Source organism: Pseudomonas silesiensis, from assembly GCF_001661075.1.
In the GTDB taxonomy this organism is placed as follows: domain Bacteria; phylum Pseudomonadota; class Gammaproteobacteria; order Pseudomonadales; family Pseudomonadaceae; genus Aquipseudomonas; species Aquipseudomonas silesiensis.
Genome location: NZ_CP014870.1, coordinates 1,295,658 through 1,311,202, shown reverse-complemented (window position 1 = coordinate 1,311,202; position 15,545 = coordinate 1,295,658). Strand labels below are relative to the sequence as shown.

General features: G+C 60.3%; 12 protein-coding genes. 5 read left to right on the top strand and 7 right to left on the bottom strand.

What is annotated here, in order from left to right; translation table 11 throughout:
* The first annotated feature begins 257 nt into the window (after nucleotides 1-257).
* Together PMA3_RS05875 and PMA3_RS05870 are read left to right on the top strand one after the other, a co-directional pair.
* Complete coding sequence (locus PMA3_RS05875) at nucleotides 258-860, top strand: Yip1 family protein (protein WP_017340184.1); 603 nt, start codon at nucleotides 258-260, stop codon at nucleotides 858-860.
* A gap of 161 nt (nucleotides 861-1,021) precedes the next feature.
* Nucleotides 1,022-1,516: a SprT family zinc-dependent metalloprotease gene (locus PMA3_RS05870; protein ID WP_064676284.1), complete on the top strand. Its 495-nt coding sequence runs from the start codon at nucleotides 1,022-1,024 to the stop codon at nucleotides 1,514-1,516.
* Here the strand turns inward: PMA3_RS05870 and PMA3_RS05865 are convergent.
* Complete coding sequence (locus PMA3_RS05865) at nucleotides 1,491-2,717, bottom strand: CaiB/BaiF CoA transferase family protein (RefSeq protein ID WP_064676283.1); 1,227 nt, start codon at nucleotides 2,715-2,717, stop codon at nucleotides 1,491-1,493. The two genes, PMA3_RS05870 and PMA3_RS05865, sit on opposite strands and share 26 nt — an antisense overlap.
* A 163-nt stretch (nucleotides 2,718-2,880) precedes the next feature.
* Nucleotides 2,881-4,215, bottom strand: coding sequence for a dicarboxylate/amino acid:cation symporter (locus PMA3_RS05860; RefSeq protein WP_064676282.1), 1,335 nt, complete (start codon nucleotides 4,213-4,215; stop codon nucleotides 2,881-2,883).
* 338 nt (nucleotides 4,216-4,553) lie between these two features.
* On the opposite strand from PMA3_RS05860, the gene PMA3_RS05855 reads away from it, so the two are divergent.
* Nucleotides 4,554-5,552 (top strand): AraC family transcriptional regulator, encoded by a 999-nt coding sequence (locus tag PMA3_RS05855; protein ID WP_064676281.1) that lies wholly within the window; start codon nucleotides 4,554-4,556, stop codon nucleotides 5,550-5,552.
* 163 nt (nucleotides 5,553-5,715) lie between these two features.
* On the opposite strand, the gene PMA3_RS05850 is transcribed toward PMA3_RS05855, so the two are convergent.
* The 3 genes from PMA3_RS05850 to PMA3_RS05840 form a co-directional block, all read right to left on the bottom strand.
* Nucleotides 5,716-7,062, bottom strand: a complete 1,347-nt coding sequence (locus tag PMA3_RS05850) for an ATP-binding protein (RefSeq protein ID WP_064676280.1) — start codon at nucleotides 7,060-7,062, stop codon at nucleotides 5,716-5,718.
* Complete coding sequence (locus PMA3_RS05845) at nucleotides 7,059-7,736, bottom strand: response regulator (protein WP_064676279.1); 678 nt, start codon at nucleotides 7,734-7,736, stop codon at nucleotides 7,059-7,061. Before PMA3_RS05845 ends, PMA3_RS05850 begins: the two co-directional genes overlap by 4 nt.
* A 118-nt stretch (nucleotides 7,737-7,854) precedes the next feature.
* On the bottom strand, nucleotides 7,855-8,457 hold the full coding sequence (locus PMA3_RS05840; protein ID WP_064676278.1) for a hypothetical protein: 603 nt from the start codon (nucleotides 8,455-8,457) through the stop codon (nucleotides 7,855-7,857).
* Between the two features lie 196 nt (nucleotides 8,458-8,653).
* On the opposite strand from PMA3_RS05840, the gene PMA3_RS05835 reads away from it, so the two are divergent.
* Entirely contained in the window at nucleotides 8,654-9,379 is a 726-nt protein-coding gene (locus tag PMA3_RS05835) for a 4'-phosphopantetheinyl transferase family protein (RefSeq protein ID WP_064676277.1), read from the top strand.
* 145 nt (nucleotides 9,380-9,524) lie between these two features.
* On the opposite strand, the gene PMA3_RS05830 is transcribed toward PMA3_RS05835, so the two are convergent.
* Nucleotides 9,525-11,135, bottom strand: coding sequence for an ATP-binding protein (locus tag PMA3_RS05830; protein ID WP_064676276.1), 1,611 nt, complete (start codon nucleotides 11,133-11,135; stop codon nucleotides 9,525-9,527).
* Nucleotides 11,132-11,845 carry a response regulator gene (locus PMA3_RS05825; RefSeq protein ID WP_064676275.1) on the bottom strand — a complete coding sequence of 238 codons (714 nt, stop codon included), beginning with the start codon at nucleotides 11,843-11,845 and terminating at the stop codon, nucleotides 11,132-11,134. Before PMA3_RS05825 ends, PMA3_RS05830 begins: the two co-directional genes overlap by 4 nt.
* Nucleotides 11,846-12,584: 739 nt before the next feature.
* Here PMA3_RS05825 and PMA3_RS05820 point away from each other — a divergent pair.
* Complete coding sequence (locus PMA3_RS05820; RefSeq protein WP_064676274.1) at nucleotides 12,585-15,479, top strand: ribonucleoside-diphosphate reductase subunit alpha; 2,895 nt, start codon at nucleotides 12,585-12,587, stop codon at nucleotides 15,477-15,479.
* The last annotated feature ends 66 nt before the right edge of the window (nucleotides 15,480-15,545 follow it).

Here is a 15,545-nt window from a genome sequence, read left to right as displayed (position 1 = left end):
CCCATCATCCCCTGAAATACCCACAATCCACTGGGGGAGCGCGCTTGCTCCCACAGGGATTGATGTGACAGACCCATCAGCGATTACCCTCCGCTTTTACAGCGCGATTTGCTCTAAGCCCCCCGTACCTGCGCGGATAAGACCTTTCTATACTGCGACATAAGGTCGCACACATATCCAGACCTTTCCTTACTCGGCCACCTTGGCCTGTAGGCGCTCCACTGGGGGGCGACGGTAAAACAAGAGGAGTGACTGGCATGATCCATCACGTAGTGGGCCTATTCACCCACCCTGACCAAGAATGGAAAGAAATTCGTGGCGACCAGGAGGAAAGCATCAGCCACATGTACCTGACCCACACGCTCATCCTGGCGGCAATCCCGGCGGTGTCGGCGTTTATCGGTACCACCCAGGTCGGCTGGGTCATCGGCAATCGAGCGCCGGTGATGCTGACGACAGAGAGCGCGCTATGGATGACGATCATGTCGTACCTGGCGATGCTTGGCGGCGTAGCGGTGATGGGCGCGTTCATCCACTGGATGGCCCGTACCTATGATGCCAACCCGAGCCTGGCCCGCTGCGTCGCGTTTGCGACCTACACCGCGACGCCGCTGTTCATTGGTGGACTGGCGGCACTGTACCCGCACATGTGGCTGGGGATGATCGTCGGCACCGCGGCCATTTGCTACACGGTGTACCTGCTCTATGTCGGGCTACCGACCTTCATGAACATTCCGTCGGACGAAGGATTCCTGTTTTCGAGTTCGGTGCTCGCCGTGGGCCTGGTGGTGCTGGTAGCCATCATGGCGTTCACCGTGATTGTCTGGGGACTCGGCGTGGGGCCGGTCTATACCAACTGACAAGGCTGTTTACCTAAAAACCAGATCTGCCAACACAGGCCGCCACCAGGCGGCCTTTTAACGTGCGCAAAATAGTGGGCGGTAGTGACCATTCGGCGCCTGGACGATTCGCATGCCCCGAGGGTTGCGGCATACTCGACGTCTCTGGAGATCCATCAAGCATGCCCGAGCACCTCAAAACCCGCGTCGAAGACTGTTTCCAACAAGCTGAATCCTTTTTCAAACGACCTTTCAAACGCCCCGTGGTGAGTCTCAAGCTGCGCGGGCAAAAAGCCGGTGTCGCGCACTTGCACGAGAACATGTTGCGTTTCAATCCCCAGCTGTACCGCGAAAACACCGAAGACTTTCTTAAACAGACCGTGGCCCACGAAGTCGCCCACCTGATCGCCCATCAGTTGTTCGGCGACCGCATCCAGCCCCATGGCGAAGAGTGGCAATTGATCATGCGTGGCGTGTACGAACTGCCGCCCAATCGCTGCCATACCTATGACGTCAAACGCCGCAGCGTGACCCGCTACATCTACAAATGCCCCTGCGCCGACAGCGATTTCCCGTTTTCGGCGCAACGCCATGGGCTGGTGCGGCAAGGGCGGCGGTATTTGTGCCGGCGCTGTCGGAGTACGTTGGTGTTCAGTGGGGAGATGCGGGTCGAATAGTGGAATTTGTGGTGCTTGTCCCGGCCTCTTCGTCGGAACGCCGCAACTCTTCGATCCGCTCAACGCCATACCCCAACTCCCCCAACACCTGATCGGTATGCTCACCCAGCACCGCGCCGATATGTCGCGGCTCGGGTAACCCGTCCGAAAATTTCAACGGACAGGCCATCTGCGCCTGGGTCGAACCATCGTTGCGCGGCACTTCAGTGACCAGCTGCCGCGATCGCAACTGAGGATGCCGGGCCGCTTCGCCCAGACTCAATACCGGTTCGACACAGGCATCGAGTTCGGCAAACAGCGCGCACAATTCACCAAAGTCGTGTTTCTCGAATTCGGTCCTCAGCGCTTCCTTGAGTTTCTTTTGCAGCGCCGGTTCAGGCGACAAGCCCAAGGTCGCCAGCTCCTCCAGCCCCAGTGCCGTACACATTTGTTTCATGAACACCGGCTCCAGGCTCCCCACGGATAACCAACGGCCGTCGCGCGTGCGGTAATAGTCGTAGAAGCTGCCGCCATTAAGCATCTGATCCTCACAGTGCGGCTCCGCGCCACAGGCCAGGTACCCGGCGCCGGCCATGGCGTTGAGACTGAACACGCAATCGGTCATGCTCACATCCAGATGTTGCCCTGACCCGCTTTGTTGACGGGCGATCACCGCTGCCAACAGGCCAATCACTCCGTGCAAAGAGCCTCCGGCGACATCCGCCACCTGCATGCCCAAGGGCAAGGGGCCGCTGTCGGCGCGACCGGTGTAACTGGCCAGCCCTGCCAGCGCCAGGTAATTGATGTCATGGCCGGCGCGGTCCTTGTACGGGCCGGTCTGGCCGTAACCGGTGATCGAGACATAGATCAGTTTCGGATTGATCGCCTTCAAGGCTTCATAACCCAGGCCCAGACGCTCCATCACGCCGGGGCGGAACTGCTCCAGCACGATGTCGTAGTCCTGCAGCAACTGCTTGATCACCTCCAGCGCTTCAGGCTGCTTGAGGTCCAGCGCCAGGCTGCGCTTGTTGCGATTGAGGTAGGCGTGGCTGGCCGAGACACCCTGGTCATGGGGCGGCAGCACCCGCAACAGGTCCATGCGGGCCGGCGATTCGATACGCAACACTTCGGCGCCCATGTCCGCCAGCAACAACGAGGCAAACGGCCCCGGCAACAATGTAGAGAAATCCAGAACCTTGAGTGATGCCAGTGGACCGAGCATGGGATGCTTCTCCGTAAACCATACCCCCAGACTAGGCAGCCATCGGCATTGCGGCAATCACCTTTTACGTCAGTTGCGCTGACCGTTACGCTCATATCGCCGCCCACAAAAAACCCGCCGAAGCGGGTTTTTCGTTGCAGCCTGAGCAGCGGTGAAGCGAGCGTTACTTGACGCTGTTCGGGGTTGGGCCTTCGGCCACGCCCAGATCGTCTTCTTCACGCTCATCGGCGATGCCGCGACCACCGGAAGCCAGCTCGGTTTGCATCACGTCGACATCCAGTTCCTTGACCCACTTGGCCACTACCAGAGTAGCCACGGCGTTGCCCACCAGGTTGGTCAGGGCACGGGCTTCGGACATGAAACGGTCGATACCCAGGATCAGCGCCAGGCCGGCAACCGGCAGATGGCCGACCGCAGACAGGGTCGCAGCCAGTACGATGAAGCCACTACCGGTCACGCCCGCAGCGCCTTTGGAGGACAGCAGCAACACCACCAGCAGCGTGATCTGGTGAGAGAGGTCCATGTGAGTATCAGTGGCCTGGGCAATAAACACCGCCGCCATGGTCAGGTAGATCGCAGTGCCGTCGAGGTTGAACGAGTAACCGGTCGGGATCACCAGGCCTACAACGGATTTCTGCGCACCCAGACGCTCCATCTTGATCAGCATGCGTGGCAGCACCGATTCCGAAGAGGAAGTCCCCAGCACGATCAGCAGTTCTTCACGGATATAACGGATCACTTTCAGCACGCTGAAACCGTGGGCGCGAGCGATACCGCCCAACACCACCAGGACGAACAGCAGGCACGTGATGTAGAAGCAGGCCATCAACTGACCCAGTTGCACCAGCGAGCCGACACCGTAGGCGCCGATGGTGAACGCCATGGCACCGAAGGCACCGATTGGCGCGAGCTTCATGATCATGTTGATGATGTTGAACATCACGTGGGCGAAACGATCGATGAAGTCCAGGATCGGCTTGCCATAGGCACCCAGGCGATGCAGGGCGAAACCGAAGATCACCGAGAACATCAGCACTTGCAGGATGTCACCCGTGGCGAACGCACCGACGATGGTGGACGGGATGACATTCAGGAGGAAGCCAACAACGCTTTGATCGGCACCGGCGGATACGTACTGAGCGACCTTGGAGGCATCCAGGGTAGTGACGTCGATGTGCATGCCGGCACCGGGCTGCACGATATTGACCACCACCAGACCAACCAGCAATGCGATGGTCGAAACGATTTCGAAGTACAAGAGCGCGTAACCGCCGGTCTTGCCGACCGACTTCATGTTCTGCATGCCGGCGATACCGCTGACAACTGTGCAGAAGATGATAGGCGCGATGATCATTTTGATCAGTTTGATGAACCCGTCACCCAGCGGCTTGAGGGCCACACCAGTCTGCGGGTAGAAGTGACCAAGCAGGATGCCGATGGCGATAGCAACGATTACCTGGAAGTACAGGGATTTATACAGTGGCTGACGAGTCGTCATTGCAAAGTTCCTCAAGAGCGTCCCGCGACAACCTCCATCTGTTGTCGACGACACCTCATTTGCGAACCCTCCTGCACTGGAGGGATTTGTTTTGTCGAGCTGCGCATCGGCAGGCATCTGCTGGTTGTATCGCAAGGCCCGTGCCACCTTCGGCGAAATGTCCTACAGCCTTATTACATCAAGGGTTGCAGGTTTTTCCTGGACTCTGAACAGCCACAGCACCGTGGCGGAATCCCGCCAATCGGCCAAGTCGCGTCCTGCAATTTGGCGGATATCCGCCTTGTTGATGGCCCGTGCGCCCCGCTACCATCCGCTGCTCACCGGACGGACCTGCCTCTATGCGCGAACGCACCATCGCCAGTCATTTCGCCCGCGCTGCCCTGGGAGGGGCGCGCCAGCGTGGGTACGATTATTCGAACCTGCTGCAGCGATTGGGTATCAGCGCCGAACTGCTCGACGAACCGCGTGCACGCATCGCGCCCGAGCAGTTCACCCGGTTGATCCAGGGATTGTGGTTGGCACTGGACGACGAATACCTGGGTTTCGGATCGGCCCCGAGCAAACCCGGCAGTTTCGCGATGATGTGTCATGCGGTGATCCACTGCCGCAACCTGGAAAGCGCGCTCAATCGCGGCTTGTTGTTTTACGGCCTGTTCCCCGGCGCTCCCCGCCTGAGCCTGACCCGCGAAGACGAATGGGTGCGCCTGAGCCTCGACGATGCACAGCTGTGGGACCCGGACCATTTCCTCAGCGAGAGCCTGCTGCTGATCTGGCATCGGCTTGGCAGCTGGATGATCGGCCAGCGCATCCGTCTGGAGCAGGCAACTTTCAGCTATCCAAGGCCCGAACACGGCGCGGAATACGATTTGCTGTTTTCCTGCCCGCTGCAGTTCAAGGCGGCGCAGAGCAGCCTGCTGTTTCACAGCCGCTACCTGAATATGCCGCTGTTGCAGGACGAGCGAACCCTCAAGCGATTTCTCGAACGGTCTCCCGCCGACCTGTTGTCGCGCCCCGACGACGGCGACAGCCTGAGTAGCCAGCTGCGGCGTTTGCTCAGCCGCGACCGTTCACGCTGGCCTGACCTGGAATCGGTGGCCACGCACCTGCACGTCAGCCCGCAGACGCTGCGTCGGCACTTGCGTGAAGAGGGTTCGAGCTTTCAGGAACTCAAAGACCAGTTGCGCCGGGACATTGCGATTTATCACCTGGGGCGTGCGGATCTGTCGTTGCAGCAAATCGCCGAGCAGTTGGGGTTTTCCGAGCCTTCGGCGTTTCATCGGGCGTTCAAGAAGTGGACGGGATTGACGCCGGGGGCCTACCGCGCCCGGGAGAACTGAATTTTCAAAGCCAATATCTTCGGTGTATTTACCGGCCCCTTCGCGGGCAAGCCCGCTCCCACAGTGGACGGAGTTCACCTTGAGTACGCAGTACTTGTGGGAGCGGGCTTGGTCCGGGCGGCGTTCCGACGATGGGGCCCGAAAGAACACCATCAAACTCAGGTCATACCACCGGAATCTGAATCCGAAACGCCGCCCCACCCAGAGGCGAATCATCCAGGGTCAGCTTCGCGCTGTAGCTTTCAATGATGTCCTTGACCACCGCCAGGCCAATGCCCTGCCCCGGATGCTGGCGGTCCAGGCGTTCGCCGCGCTGCAGGATCCGCGCACGCTGATCCGGCGGCACACCGGGGCCGTCATCCTCGACGCACAGCTCGATCCCGCCCAGAGTCTGCCGTACGCTGACCCGCACTTCGCCGAGACACAGGCGATAGGCGTTTTCCAGCAGATTGCCCAACATCTCCAGCAGGGCGCCCTGCTCGATCGGCACATAACACGGCTCCGGCAGATCGAGGTTCACCCGTACCTGCTTGTCGCGATAGACCTTGTCCAACGTGTCACAAAGGCTTTGCAACACCGGACGCAAGCGCACCTGATGGCGCACGAGCCCGCTTTTGCGCAGGCTGGCGCGCTGTAGCTGGTAACCGATCTGCTGGCTCATGCGCTCGATCTGGGATTGCAGGACCCAGGCCTGATCGCGATCCGCCGGCCGCAGAGCCATGTCCTCGCTGACGCCTTGCAACACTGTCAGCGGCGTTTTCAGGCTGTGGGCCAGATCATCCAGGGAATCGCGATAGCGGCTGCGCTGTTCACGCTCGCCGTGCAGCAAACGGTTCAGGGAACCGGTCAGGCGCAGCAATTCGCTAGGGTGTTGTTCGCTGAGGCTGTCGCGGGCGCCGCTTTCGATCTCGTCCAGTTCCTGACTCAGCCGGCGCAACGCCTGCAAGCCCCAGGTCAGACCGATCCATAGCAACGCCAGCAACACCAGCAAGGCCGCGCCGAAGCCCAGGTAAAGGTTTTCCCGCAGGCCTTCAAGGGTGGTTTCGTAGTCCCGCAGCGGTTGCAGCGCGACAAAGCTGAACGCCGCACTTTTTCCGCCGAGCAGTTTGACCTCGACGTCGTAGACAAAGAATTCCTTGCCATTGGCTTCGCGAATCCTCGCGAACTCGTTGCCGTGGCCGTCGTAACGCGGTGTGTAATTGATGTTCTCTTCGAGGGTGTCCTTTGAGCGCCAGACCAGGCGACCTTCACGGTTGTAGATGTAACCGAGCAAACGACCGTCGGCCAGGTTGAAGCGCTCATCGGGTAATTGTGCCGGCATCTGCAAGCGGTTGTTCTCTACCCGGGCGGCAGAGATCAACGTGGTGACGTCCGACGCCAGGCGCTGCTCGATGGCGTCCTGCAATGCCAGGCTGAATGCGCCCTGCATTGCCGGCAGCAACGCGAGCATGAACAATACCGCCAGGACCGTGGCGGCGAGCATCAGACGAATTCGAAGAGAACTGATCAAGTGCAGCGCTCATTGAACAGATAACCACGGCCACGCACGGTATCGATCGGCTTGAAGCACGACTGTCCCTCCAGTTTCCGGCGCAGACGGCCCACCAGCACTTCGATCACGTTCGGATCGCGCTCGTCGTCGTCCGGATACAACTGCTCCATCAGGCGGTCCTTGGGCACCGCCTGTTGGTGATGGAGCATCAAGTACTCGAGAATCCGGTATTCGAACGCAGTCAGCGCCAGCGGCTGTTCATTGAGCGTCGCCTGCTTGCGATTGAGGTCCAGCAGCAGCGGCCCGGCAACTATCGTCGACTGGGTGAACCCGCTGGAGCGACGGAGCAAGGCATTCAGCCGAGCCTCCAGCTCTTCGAACTGGAACGGCTTGACCACATAATCGTCGGCGCCGGCCGCCAGACCTTCGACCTTGTCCTGCCAGTTGCCGCGCGCGGTGAGGATCAGGATCGGAAAGGTCGTGCCCTGCGAGCGCAGTTGACGGATCAGGTCCAGCCCTCCCATGCCCGGCAAGCCGAGATCGATCACCGCCAGGTCATGGTTGAATTGCTCGATCTGATACAGCGCCTCGGTGGCATTGGCCACGGACTCGACCACATGACCGCTATCCCTCAAACGGGTTTGCAGGTGATGGCGCAACAGCGCTTCATCTTCGACGACCAGCAGTTTCATATCGCCCTCCCGGGCCAATCAACATCGTGAGGCATGAACGGCGCACCTCGATGACTGACAGGGCGATGCCGGATCAGCCTCCAGGGTTGATCCGGTACCGGCCTGTCCCGAACGCTTTTTAGAAAGCGTAGTTAGCGGAAATGTACGTCTGGGCGCTGCTGTTCATGCCCAGCGAACCCTGCTTGCCGCTGCCGCGCTCGCTCACCTCGGTGCTGGCATTGTGGCGCAGGTAACGGTAACCCAGTTCAACCGACGTGTTTCGCGAAACCTGTTGCAAAACACCTACCTGTCCGCCGAAGGCGTAACCCATGTTGGTGTCGCGGCTGAAGCCTGACGATTCCTGGGTCATTTTGGTCAACCCGGCCGAGAGACCGCCGAACAGCTTGGTGCTGCCACCCCCCGGGTAGAACAGATCGTAGCTGCCCAGCAGGTTTTCATGACGCAGTTTAATGCCATTGTGCGAGCCCGACACGTTGTCGTAAGTGGCGTAGTAGCGGCCGTCGCTGTTTTGCCGACCGAGGCGCACACCCCAGGTGTTGTCCTTGCCGATCACGCCGTCGGCGTTCGGACGATCGAGGTTATCGTTCAGGGCGTGGGACTTTTTGATCTTGTCGCTGGTCTGTCCAAAAGTAAGGCTGGCGAAATTGTCATCGGAGGCGAACGCTGCCGTGCTCGCGCCCATTACGGTCATTGCCAGAAGCAGTTTTTTGAATCCAGTCATGGGTGAAACTCCTAGTGAGTGAGGTGTTGTATGGCTACGGGGCAAGATTACGGACCCTGCCCTGAACGCCCCCTGAACACGCGCTTAACCTGAGCTGAACCAGATCCACCCGACTGTTTCGATGACTTTCCAATGGCGGCACCGCAGTTTTACGACAGGACTACCCAGCACCCGGCCAACCCGGCAAAATGCCGACATGAATCCCGTTCCCGCCCTACCCGTCTGCTGCACCCCACTCGATGCCGATTGGCCGCTACCCTTTGCGCTGCCCGATACCGTCCTGTTGGGCACTCACTTCGATACCGCACAATTGGCCAGCGATGATTTTCAACGCAGTGCCATCGAGCCGCCGGCCAGCATCCAGCGCTCGGTCGCCAAGCGCCAGGCGGAGTTTCTCGCCGGACGGATCTGCGCCCGGGCAGCGTTGCAAGCACTGGAAGGACTGAACTGTGTCCCGGCAATCGGTGAAGACCGGGCACCGGTGTGGCCGGCACATATCGCCGGGTCGATCACCCACAGTACCGGCCGGGCGGCGGCGATCGTCGCGAAGAAAAGCCACTGGCGCGGGTTGGGCATGGACCTGGAAAACCTGCTCGACCCTGACCGGGCCGAACGCCTGTCCGGGGAAATACTGACCAAGCCGGAGTTACAACGCATGCGCGCAGGCCGTCGGGATCAGTTGGCGCTGCTGGTTACGCTGACGTTTTCGGTGAAGGAAAGTTTGTTCAAGGCGCTGTACCCGATCGTTCGGCAACGGTTCTATTTTGAACATGCGCAAGTGCTGGAGTGGAGCGAGGGGGGTGACGTGCGGCTGCGGTTGCTCACCGACCTGTCCAGCGACTGGCGCAGTGGCACCGAACTGGATGCACAGTTCGGGGTGATGGATGGGCAGTTGTTGAGTCTGGTCAGTATCAAGGCCTGAACATTTTGAGATGCCTGTGAGGGCCTCTTCGCGAGCAAGCCCGCTCCCACATTGGACCTGAGGTGTACCTGGAATATGTGCCCGACACAGATCCAATGTGGGAGCGGGCTTGCTCGCGAAAGCGGTCGAACATTCAACAAAAATCTCAACGCCTCTCCTGATTCCTCGGCCAACTCAAACTGAAACACGCCCCGCCCAAACTCTTGCTCTTGCTGATCAACGCCCGCCCACCATGCCAATGAATGATCCGTCGCACGATGGACAACCCCAGCCCATGCCCGCCCGAAGCACGGGTGCGGCTGTCATCGAGACGCAGGAAGGGGGTAAAAATCTTCTCCCACGAAGATTCCGGCACACCCGGCCCGTCATCCTCGACATCCACCCGACAGCGCTGCTGACCCACTTGATAGCTGACCGTCACCCGCGATTGAGCGTGGCGCATGGCATTGCTCACCAGGTTCTGCAACGCCCGATGCAGGTAGCGTGGCTCGGCCTCGACCCAGGCGTCGTCGCAATCGGCGGCCGACAGGCACAGGCCGCGCCGCACCGTGACTTCGGCCCGCAACGGTGCCAGTTCCTCGATCACCTGATTGACCAAGGCATCCAGATCGATGCGTTGGAAGTTCAACGCCGGCGAGCCCTGCTCCAGCCGCGCATAAGTCAGCATCTCGTCCACCAGTCGATCGAGGTCCTCGATGTCATGGTCCATGCCTTCGCGGTACTTCTCCAACGCTTGCGGGGTAGTGGCCGAGCCGATCATCTCCAGGCCAAAACGCAGGCGCGCCACCGGTGTGCGTAACTCATGGGACACGGCGCGCACAAGTTCCCGCTGAATCGCCAACAATTGCTGCAAGTGCTCGGCCATGCCGTTGAACGCCGAGGCCAGGCGCCCTACCGAGTCGGCACCACGCGTCGGCACCCGGGTTTCCAGGCTGCCCTTGGCAATGCGAGTCGCCGCGGCTTCCAGGCCACGCAAGCGGCGCTCCAGCTGCCGCACCAATAAATAGACGATCAAGCCGATCAGGCTCAAGCCGAGCGCCGCGATCAGCACCAGCCATTCCGGCGGGTAAGGATTCATCTGGTACAGCGGCCCGATCTCCAGGACCCAGGGCGTGCCGACCATGCCGGCAAACACCCGGATCGAATCGCCGCCCTTGCCCAGGGCCATCACCGTATCGCCTTCGGCCACCCGGCGACGCTGGTCTTCGTCCATGTCGGCCTGGTCGACCGTGACCAGCTGCAAATCGAAGCCGAAACCCTTCTCCTCCTTCAATTGCGCCAGGCGCCTGGGCTGCTCGGCCACCGGGACGCGCACCAGTTCATCCGCCAGCAGGTAGATAGTCGCCCGCGCCAATTGTTCGCTGATCTGCTGCACCTCGCCCGTCAGCACCAACTGCTCCTTGTCACTGACCAGGCGGTAGACCTTCGCCGCGTGCGGGCCAGTCTGCTCCACCAGCGCCTGACCACGCAGCACGCGGGTGCGCTGCGTGAGGTCGAGGCCGGTCTGGTCGAAGGTCTTCAATGCCAGGGGAATCCCGAGCAGTCGCTCCCACACCAGCAAGGTTCGGTGGCGCTCCGTCGGGTTCATCGGTTGCAGATTGTCGGCCATCAGCGCAAACGTGCCGTGGGCCAGGCGTTCGCGGTATTGCTCGCCGCGCACCTGGTTGAGCAGGTGCAAGGCCAGTACGCCCAGGACCGCCACCAGAATCAACGCCGCGCACATGCCACCATAGATGCGCAGGAAGATCGAATTCACAGCGTGCAGGCCTCGGGAACGAACAAATAGCCTTTGCTGCGGATGGTCTTGATCAGCCGCGGATGGTCCGGGTCATCGCCAATCTTGGGGCGAATACGCGAGATCCGCACGTCGATGGAACGATCCTGGCCGTCATAACCGATGCCACGCAGCGCGGTGAATATTTCTTCCCGGGACAGAATGCGCCCGGCATTGGCCACCAGCAGCCAGAGCAGGTCGAACTCGGCGCTGGTCAGCTCGATGCCGTTGTCATTGAGCCAGGCTTCGCGCAACGCGTTGTCCACCACCAGCGGGCCGAATTGCAGGCGCCGAAGCTTTTCCGGAATGGCTTCGGGCACTTCACTGCGCCGCAGCAGGGCCTGGATGCGCGCCAGCAGCAAACGAGGGCGAACCGGTTTGCAGACATAATCGTCGGCCCCCAGGTCCAGGCCCAGAATCTGATCGGTGTCGTCGCTTCGGGCAGTGAGCATCAGGATCGGGCCATCAAAACGCTCGCGGACCTTGCGGCAGATGCTCAGGCCATCCTCGCCCGGCAGCATCAGGTCGAGGATCACCAGATCCGGCTGCTCATTGATGATGCGGGCCGCGGCCAAGGCGCCATTGCCCTCGATCGACACACGCAGACCGTTGGCCTCGAGGTATTCGCGGGTCAATTCGGCCAGACGCTCGTCGTCTTCCACAATCAATACCTGCCAGGCTTCTTGCTCCACGGGTGACCTCTGCTTGCCAACAACTCGAAATAAGGAAGGATCCGCCCGTCTTTTTGTAATGATCCAGGGGGATAAGAATGCGTCTGCAGTGGCCGATTGTATAAACGCCACCCGTCGAGAACACAAGCCGGTAAATGCGTTCGGCCAAGCCGGTTTTTTGTGGTAGGGTTCGCGCCCTTAAAAATCCGGCAGACCGTTTTCAAACATTGAAAATCCGTGAAAAACGGTCCGCTCCAGTGGAGTCGCGGCCTACACGCCCGTTCCAACTTTCACACACAATTTACGCACAGGGTTATCCACAGGTAGTACGTTGCAACCCCCCCTAAAACGCATTATCTTGTACCCCGGCGCGAAAAAAACCCTACATGTAGGGTTTTGCATCAAAAACCAAACACAAACCAGACACCGAATTCAAGCGCTTTTATTGCCTCTGTCCGGTTGAACCAAACGTATTTTCGAAAGACCAAACCGCGCATGCGGATGGCTACTGTTCTTGAGCCGAAAACGGCGATAACGGTACGGGTGTTGCAGTCAGTTGCTGTCACTCAAAAGGATCCCGGTTCCAGGCTCAAGGCCCGGGACCGAAATACTTCGGCATGGAAGCGGCGCCCTGTAGCCCTTCCTGATCTGTCCCGAAGTGGGTATGCCCGGCCCCTGGCCGGTTGTAGTGCTTCAGGACGGAACGGTGGGCACCGTGATGGTGCCCAAACAAACATAGAGAATGTGGAGACAACCCCCCATGCAAACCGACACAACTCGCGAGAACCCGCAGGGTACCTTGCCGCAGGCCGCTGATTCGACTTCGGATCTGTCCGCGACCGCGCCGGGTCAACTGCGCGTGATCAAGCGTAACGGCACTGTCGTTCCTTACACCGATGACAAGATTACCGTCGCCATCACCAAAGCGTTCCTCGCAGTTGAGGGCGGCACCGCTGCCGCTTCGTCGCGAATCCACGACACCGTTGCCCGCCTGACCGAACAGGTCACCGCGACCTTCAAGCGTCGCATGCCATCGGGTGGCACCATCCACATCGAAGAAATCCAGGACCAGGTCGAACTGGCCCTGATGCGTGCCGGCGAGCAGAAAGTGGCTCGCGACTACGTGATCTACCGTGACGGCCGCTCCAAAGAACGCGCCGCCCACGCACCGGCCGAGGCCGCGGTCGACGCTCACCCGTCGATCCGCATCACCCGCGCCGATGGCACGTTTGCACCGCTGGACATGGGTCGCCTGAACACCATCGTCACCGAAGCGTGCGAAGGCCTGGAAGAAGTCGACGGCGACCTGATCCAGCGCGAAACCCTGAAGAACCTGTACGACGGCGTGGCCCTGACCGACGTCAACACCGCCCTGGTGATGACTGCCCGTACGCTGGTCGAGCGTGAGCCGAACTACTCGTTCGTGACCGCCCGCCTGCTGATGGACACCCTGCGTGCCGAAGGCCTGAACTTCCTGGAAGTGGCCGAAAGCGCGACCCACCACGAAATGGTCGACCTGTACGCCAAGGCCTTGCCTGCGTACATCGCCAAGGGTATCGAATTCGAATTGCTGAACCCGGTCCTGGCCACCTTCGACCTGGAAAAACTCGGCAAGGCGATCAACCACGAGCGCGATCAGCAGTTCACTTACCTGGGCCTGCAAACCCTGTACGACCGTTACTTCATCCACAAGGACGGTATCCGTTTCGAACTGCCGCAGATTTTCTTCATGCGCGTGGCCATGGGCCTGGCGATCGAAGAGAAGAACAAGGAAGACCGTGCGATCGAGTTCTACAACCTGTTGTCGTCCTTCGACTACATGTCCTCGACCCCGACCCTGTTCAACGCCGGCACCCTGCGTCCACAGCTGTCGAGCTGCTACCTGACCACCGTGCCGGATGACCTGTCGGGCATCTACCACGCGATCCACGACAACGCCATGTTGTCCAAATTCGCCGGCGGCCTGGGCAACGACTGGACCCCGGTGCGCGCGCTGGGTTCGTACATCAAGGGCACCAACGGCAAGTCCCAGGGCGTTGTTCCGTTCCTGAAAGTGGTGAACGACACCGCAGTGGCCGTCAACCAGGGTGGCAAGCGCAAAGGCGCTGTCTGTGCCTACCTGGAAACCTGGCACATGGACATCGAAGAGTTCATCGAACTGCGCAAGAACACCGGTGATGATCGTCGTCGTACCCACGACATGAACACCGCCAACTGGATCCCTGACCTGTTCATGAAGCGCGTCTTCGACGACGGTCAGTGGACCCTGTTCTCGCCGTCCGAAGTGCCGGACCTGCACGACCTGACCGGCAAGGCCTTCGAAGAGCGCTACGAGTACTACGAAGCCCTGTCCCAGTACCCGGGCAAGATCAAGCTGTTCAAGACCATCCAGGCCAAAGACCTGTGGCGCAAAATGCTGTCCATGCTGTTTGAAACCGGCCATCCATGGCTGACCTTCAAAGACCCGTGCAACCTGCGCAGCCCGCAGCAGCACGTCGGCGTGGTCCACAGCTCGAACCTGTGCACCGAGATCACCTTGAACACCAACAAGGACGAAATCGCCGTTTGCAACCTGGGCTCGATCAACCTGCCGAACCACATCACCAACGGCAAGCTCGATACCGCCAAGCTGGAACGCACCGTGAACACCGCCGTTCGCATGCTCGATAACGTGATCGACATCAACTACTACTCGGTGCCGCAAGCGAAGAACTCCAACTTCAAGCACCGTCCGGTCGGCCTGGGCATCATGGGCTTCCAGGATGCGCTGTACCTGCAGCACATCCCTTACGGTTCCGATGCCGCGGTCGAATTCGCCGACAAGTCGATGGAAGCGGTCAGCTACTACGCGATCCAGGCATCCTGCGACCTGGCCGACGAGCGCGGCGCCTACGAGACGTTCCAGGGTTCGCTGTGGTCCAAAGGCATCCTGCCGCTGGACTCGCAACAGATCCTGATCGAGCAACGTGGCCAGAAGTACATCGACGTTGACCTGAACGAATCCCTGGACTGGGCGCCGGTTCGTGCCCGCGTGCAGAAAGGCATTCGTAACTCCAACATCATGGCCATCGCACCGACCGCGACCATCGCCAACATCACTGGCGTCTCGCAGTCGATCGAACCGACCTACCAGAACCTCTATGTGAAATCGAACCTGTCGGGCGAATTCACCGTGATCAACCCGTACCTGGTTCGCGACCTCAAGGCTCGCGGTCTGTGGGACTCGGTCATGATCAACGACCTGAAGTACTACGACGGTTCGGTGCAACAGATCGAGCGCATCCCGCAAGAACTCAAAGCGCTCTACGCGACGGCGTTCGAAGTGGACACCAAGTGGATCGTTGACGCGGCCAGCCGTCGTCAGAAGTGGATCGACCAGGCTCAATCGCTGAACCTGTACATCGCTGGCGCCTCGGGCAAGAAGCTGGACGTGACCTACCGCATGGCCTGGTACCGTGGTCTGAAAACCACCTACTACCTCCGTGCCCTGGCCGCGACCAGCACCGAGAAGTCGACCATCAACACCGGCAAGCTGAACGCGGTTTCCAGCGGCGGCAACCACGGTGACGACTCGGTCCTGGCAGCACCTGCCGGCCCTGCTCCAGTGCCGAAGGCTTGCGCCATCGACGAGCCGGATTGCGAAGCTTGCCAATAAGCTGAGCCGGTAATCCGCCGAAAGGCGCTTTACCTGGAAAACCCCCGATCAGTCCTCTGGATTGTC

Coding starts and splice junctions, on each gene's coding strand:
- PMA3_RS05835 (WP_064676277.1), top strand. CDS start 8,654: ATGAATCCCGTTCCCGCCCTACCCGTCTGCTGCACCCCACTCGATGCC.
- PMA3_RS05845 (WP_064676279.1), bottom strand. CDS start 7,736: ATGAAACTGCTGGTCGTCGAAGATGAAGCGCTGTTGCGCCATCACCTG.
- PMA3_RS05820 (WP_064676274.1), top strand. CDS start 12,585: ATGCAAACCGACACAACTCGCGAGAACCCGCAGGGTACCTTGCCGCAG.
- PMA3_RS05860 (WP_064676282.1), bottom strand. CDS start 4,215: ATGACGACTCGTCAGCCACTGTATAAATCCCTGTACTTCCAGGTAATC.
- PMA3_RS05875 (WP_017340184.1), top strand. CDS start 258: ATGATCCATCACGTAGTGGGCCTATTCACCCACCCTGACCAAGAATGG.
- PMA3_RS05840 (WP_064676278.1), bottom strand. CDS start 8,457: ATGACTGGATTCAAAAAACTGCTTCTGGCAATGACCGTAATGGGCGCG.
- PMA3_RS05865 (WP_064676283.1), bottom strand. CDS start 2,717: ATGCTCGGTCCACTGGCATCACTCAAGGTTCTGGATTTCTCTACATTG.
- PMA3_RS05855 (WP_064676281.1), top strand. CDS start 4,554: ATGCGCGAACGCACCATCGCCAGTCATTTCGCCCGCGCTGCCCTGGGA.
- PMA3_RS05870 (WP_064676284.1), top strand. CDS start 1,022: ATGCCCGAGCACCTCAAAACCCGCGTCGAAGACTGTTTCCAACAAGCT.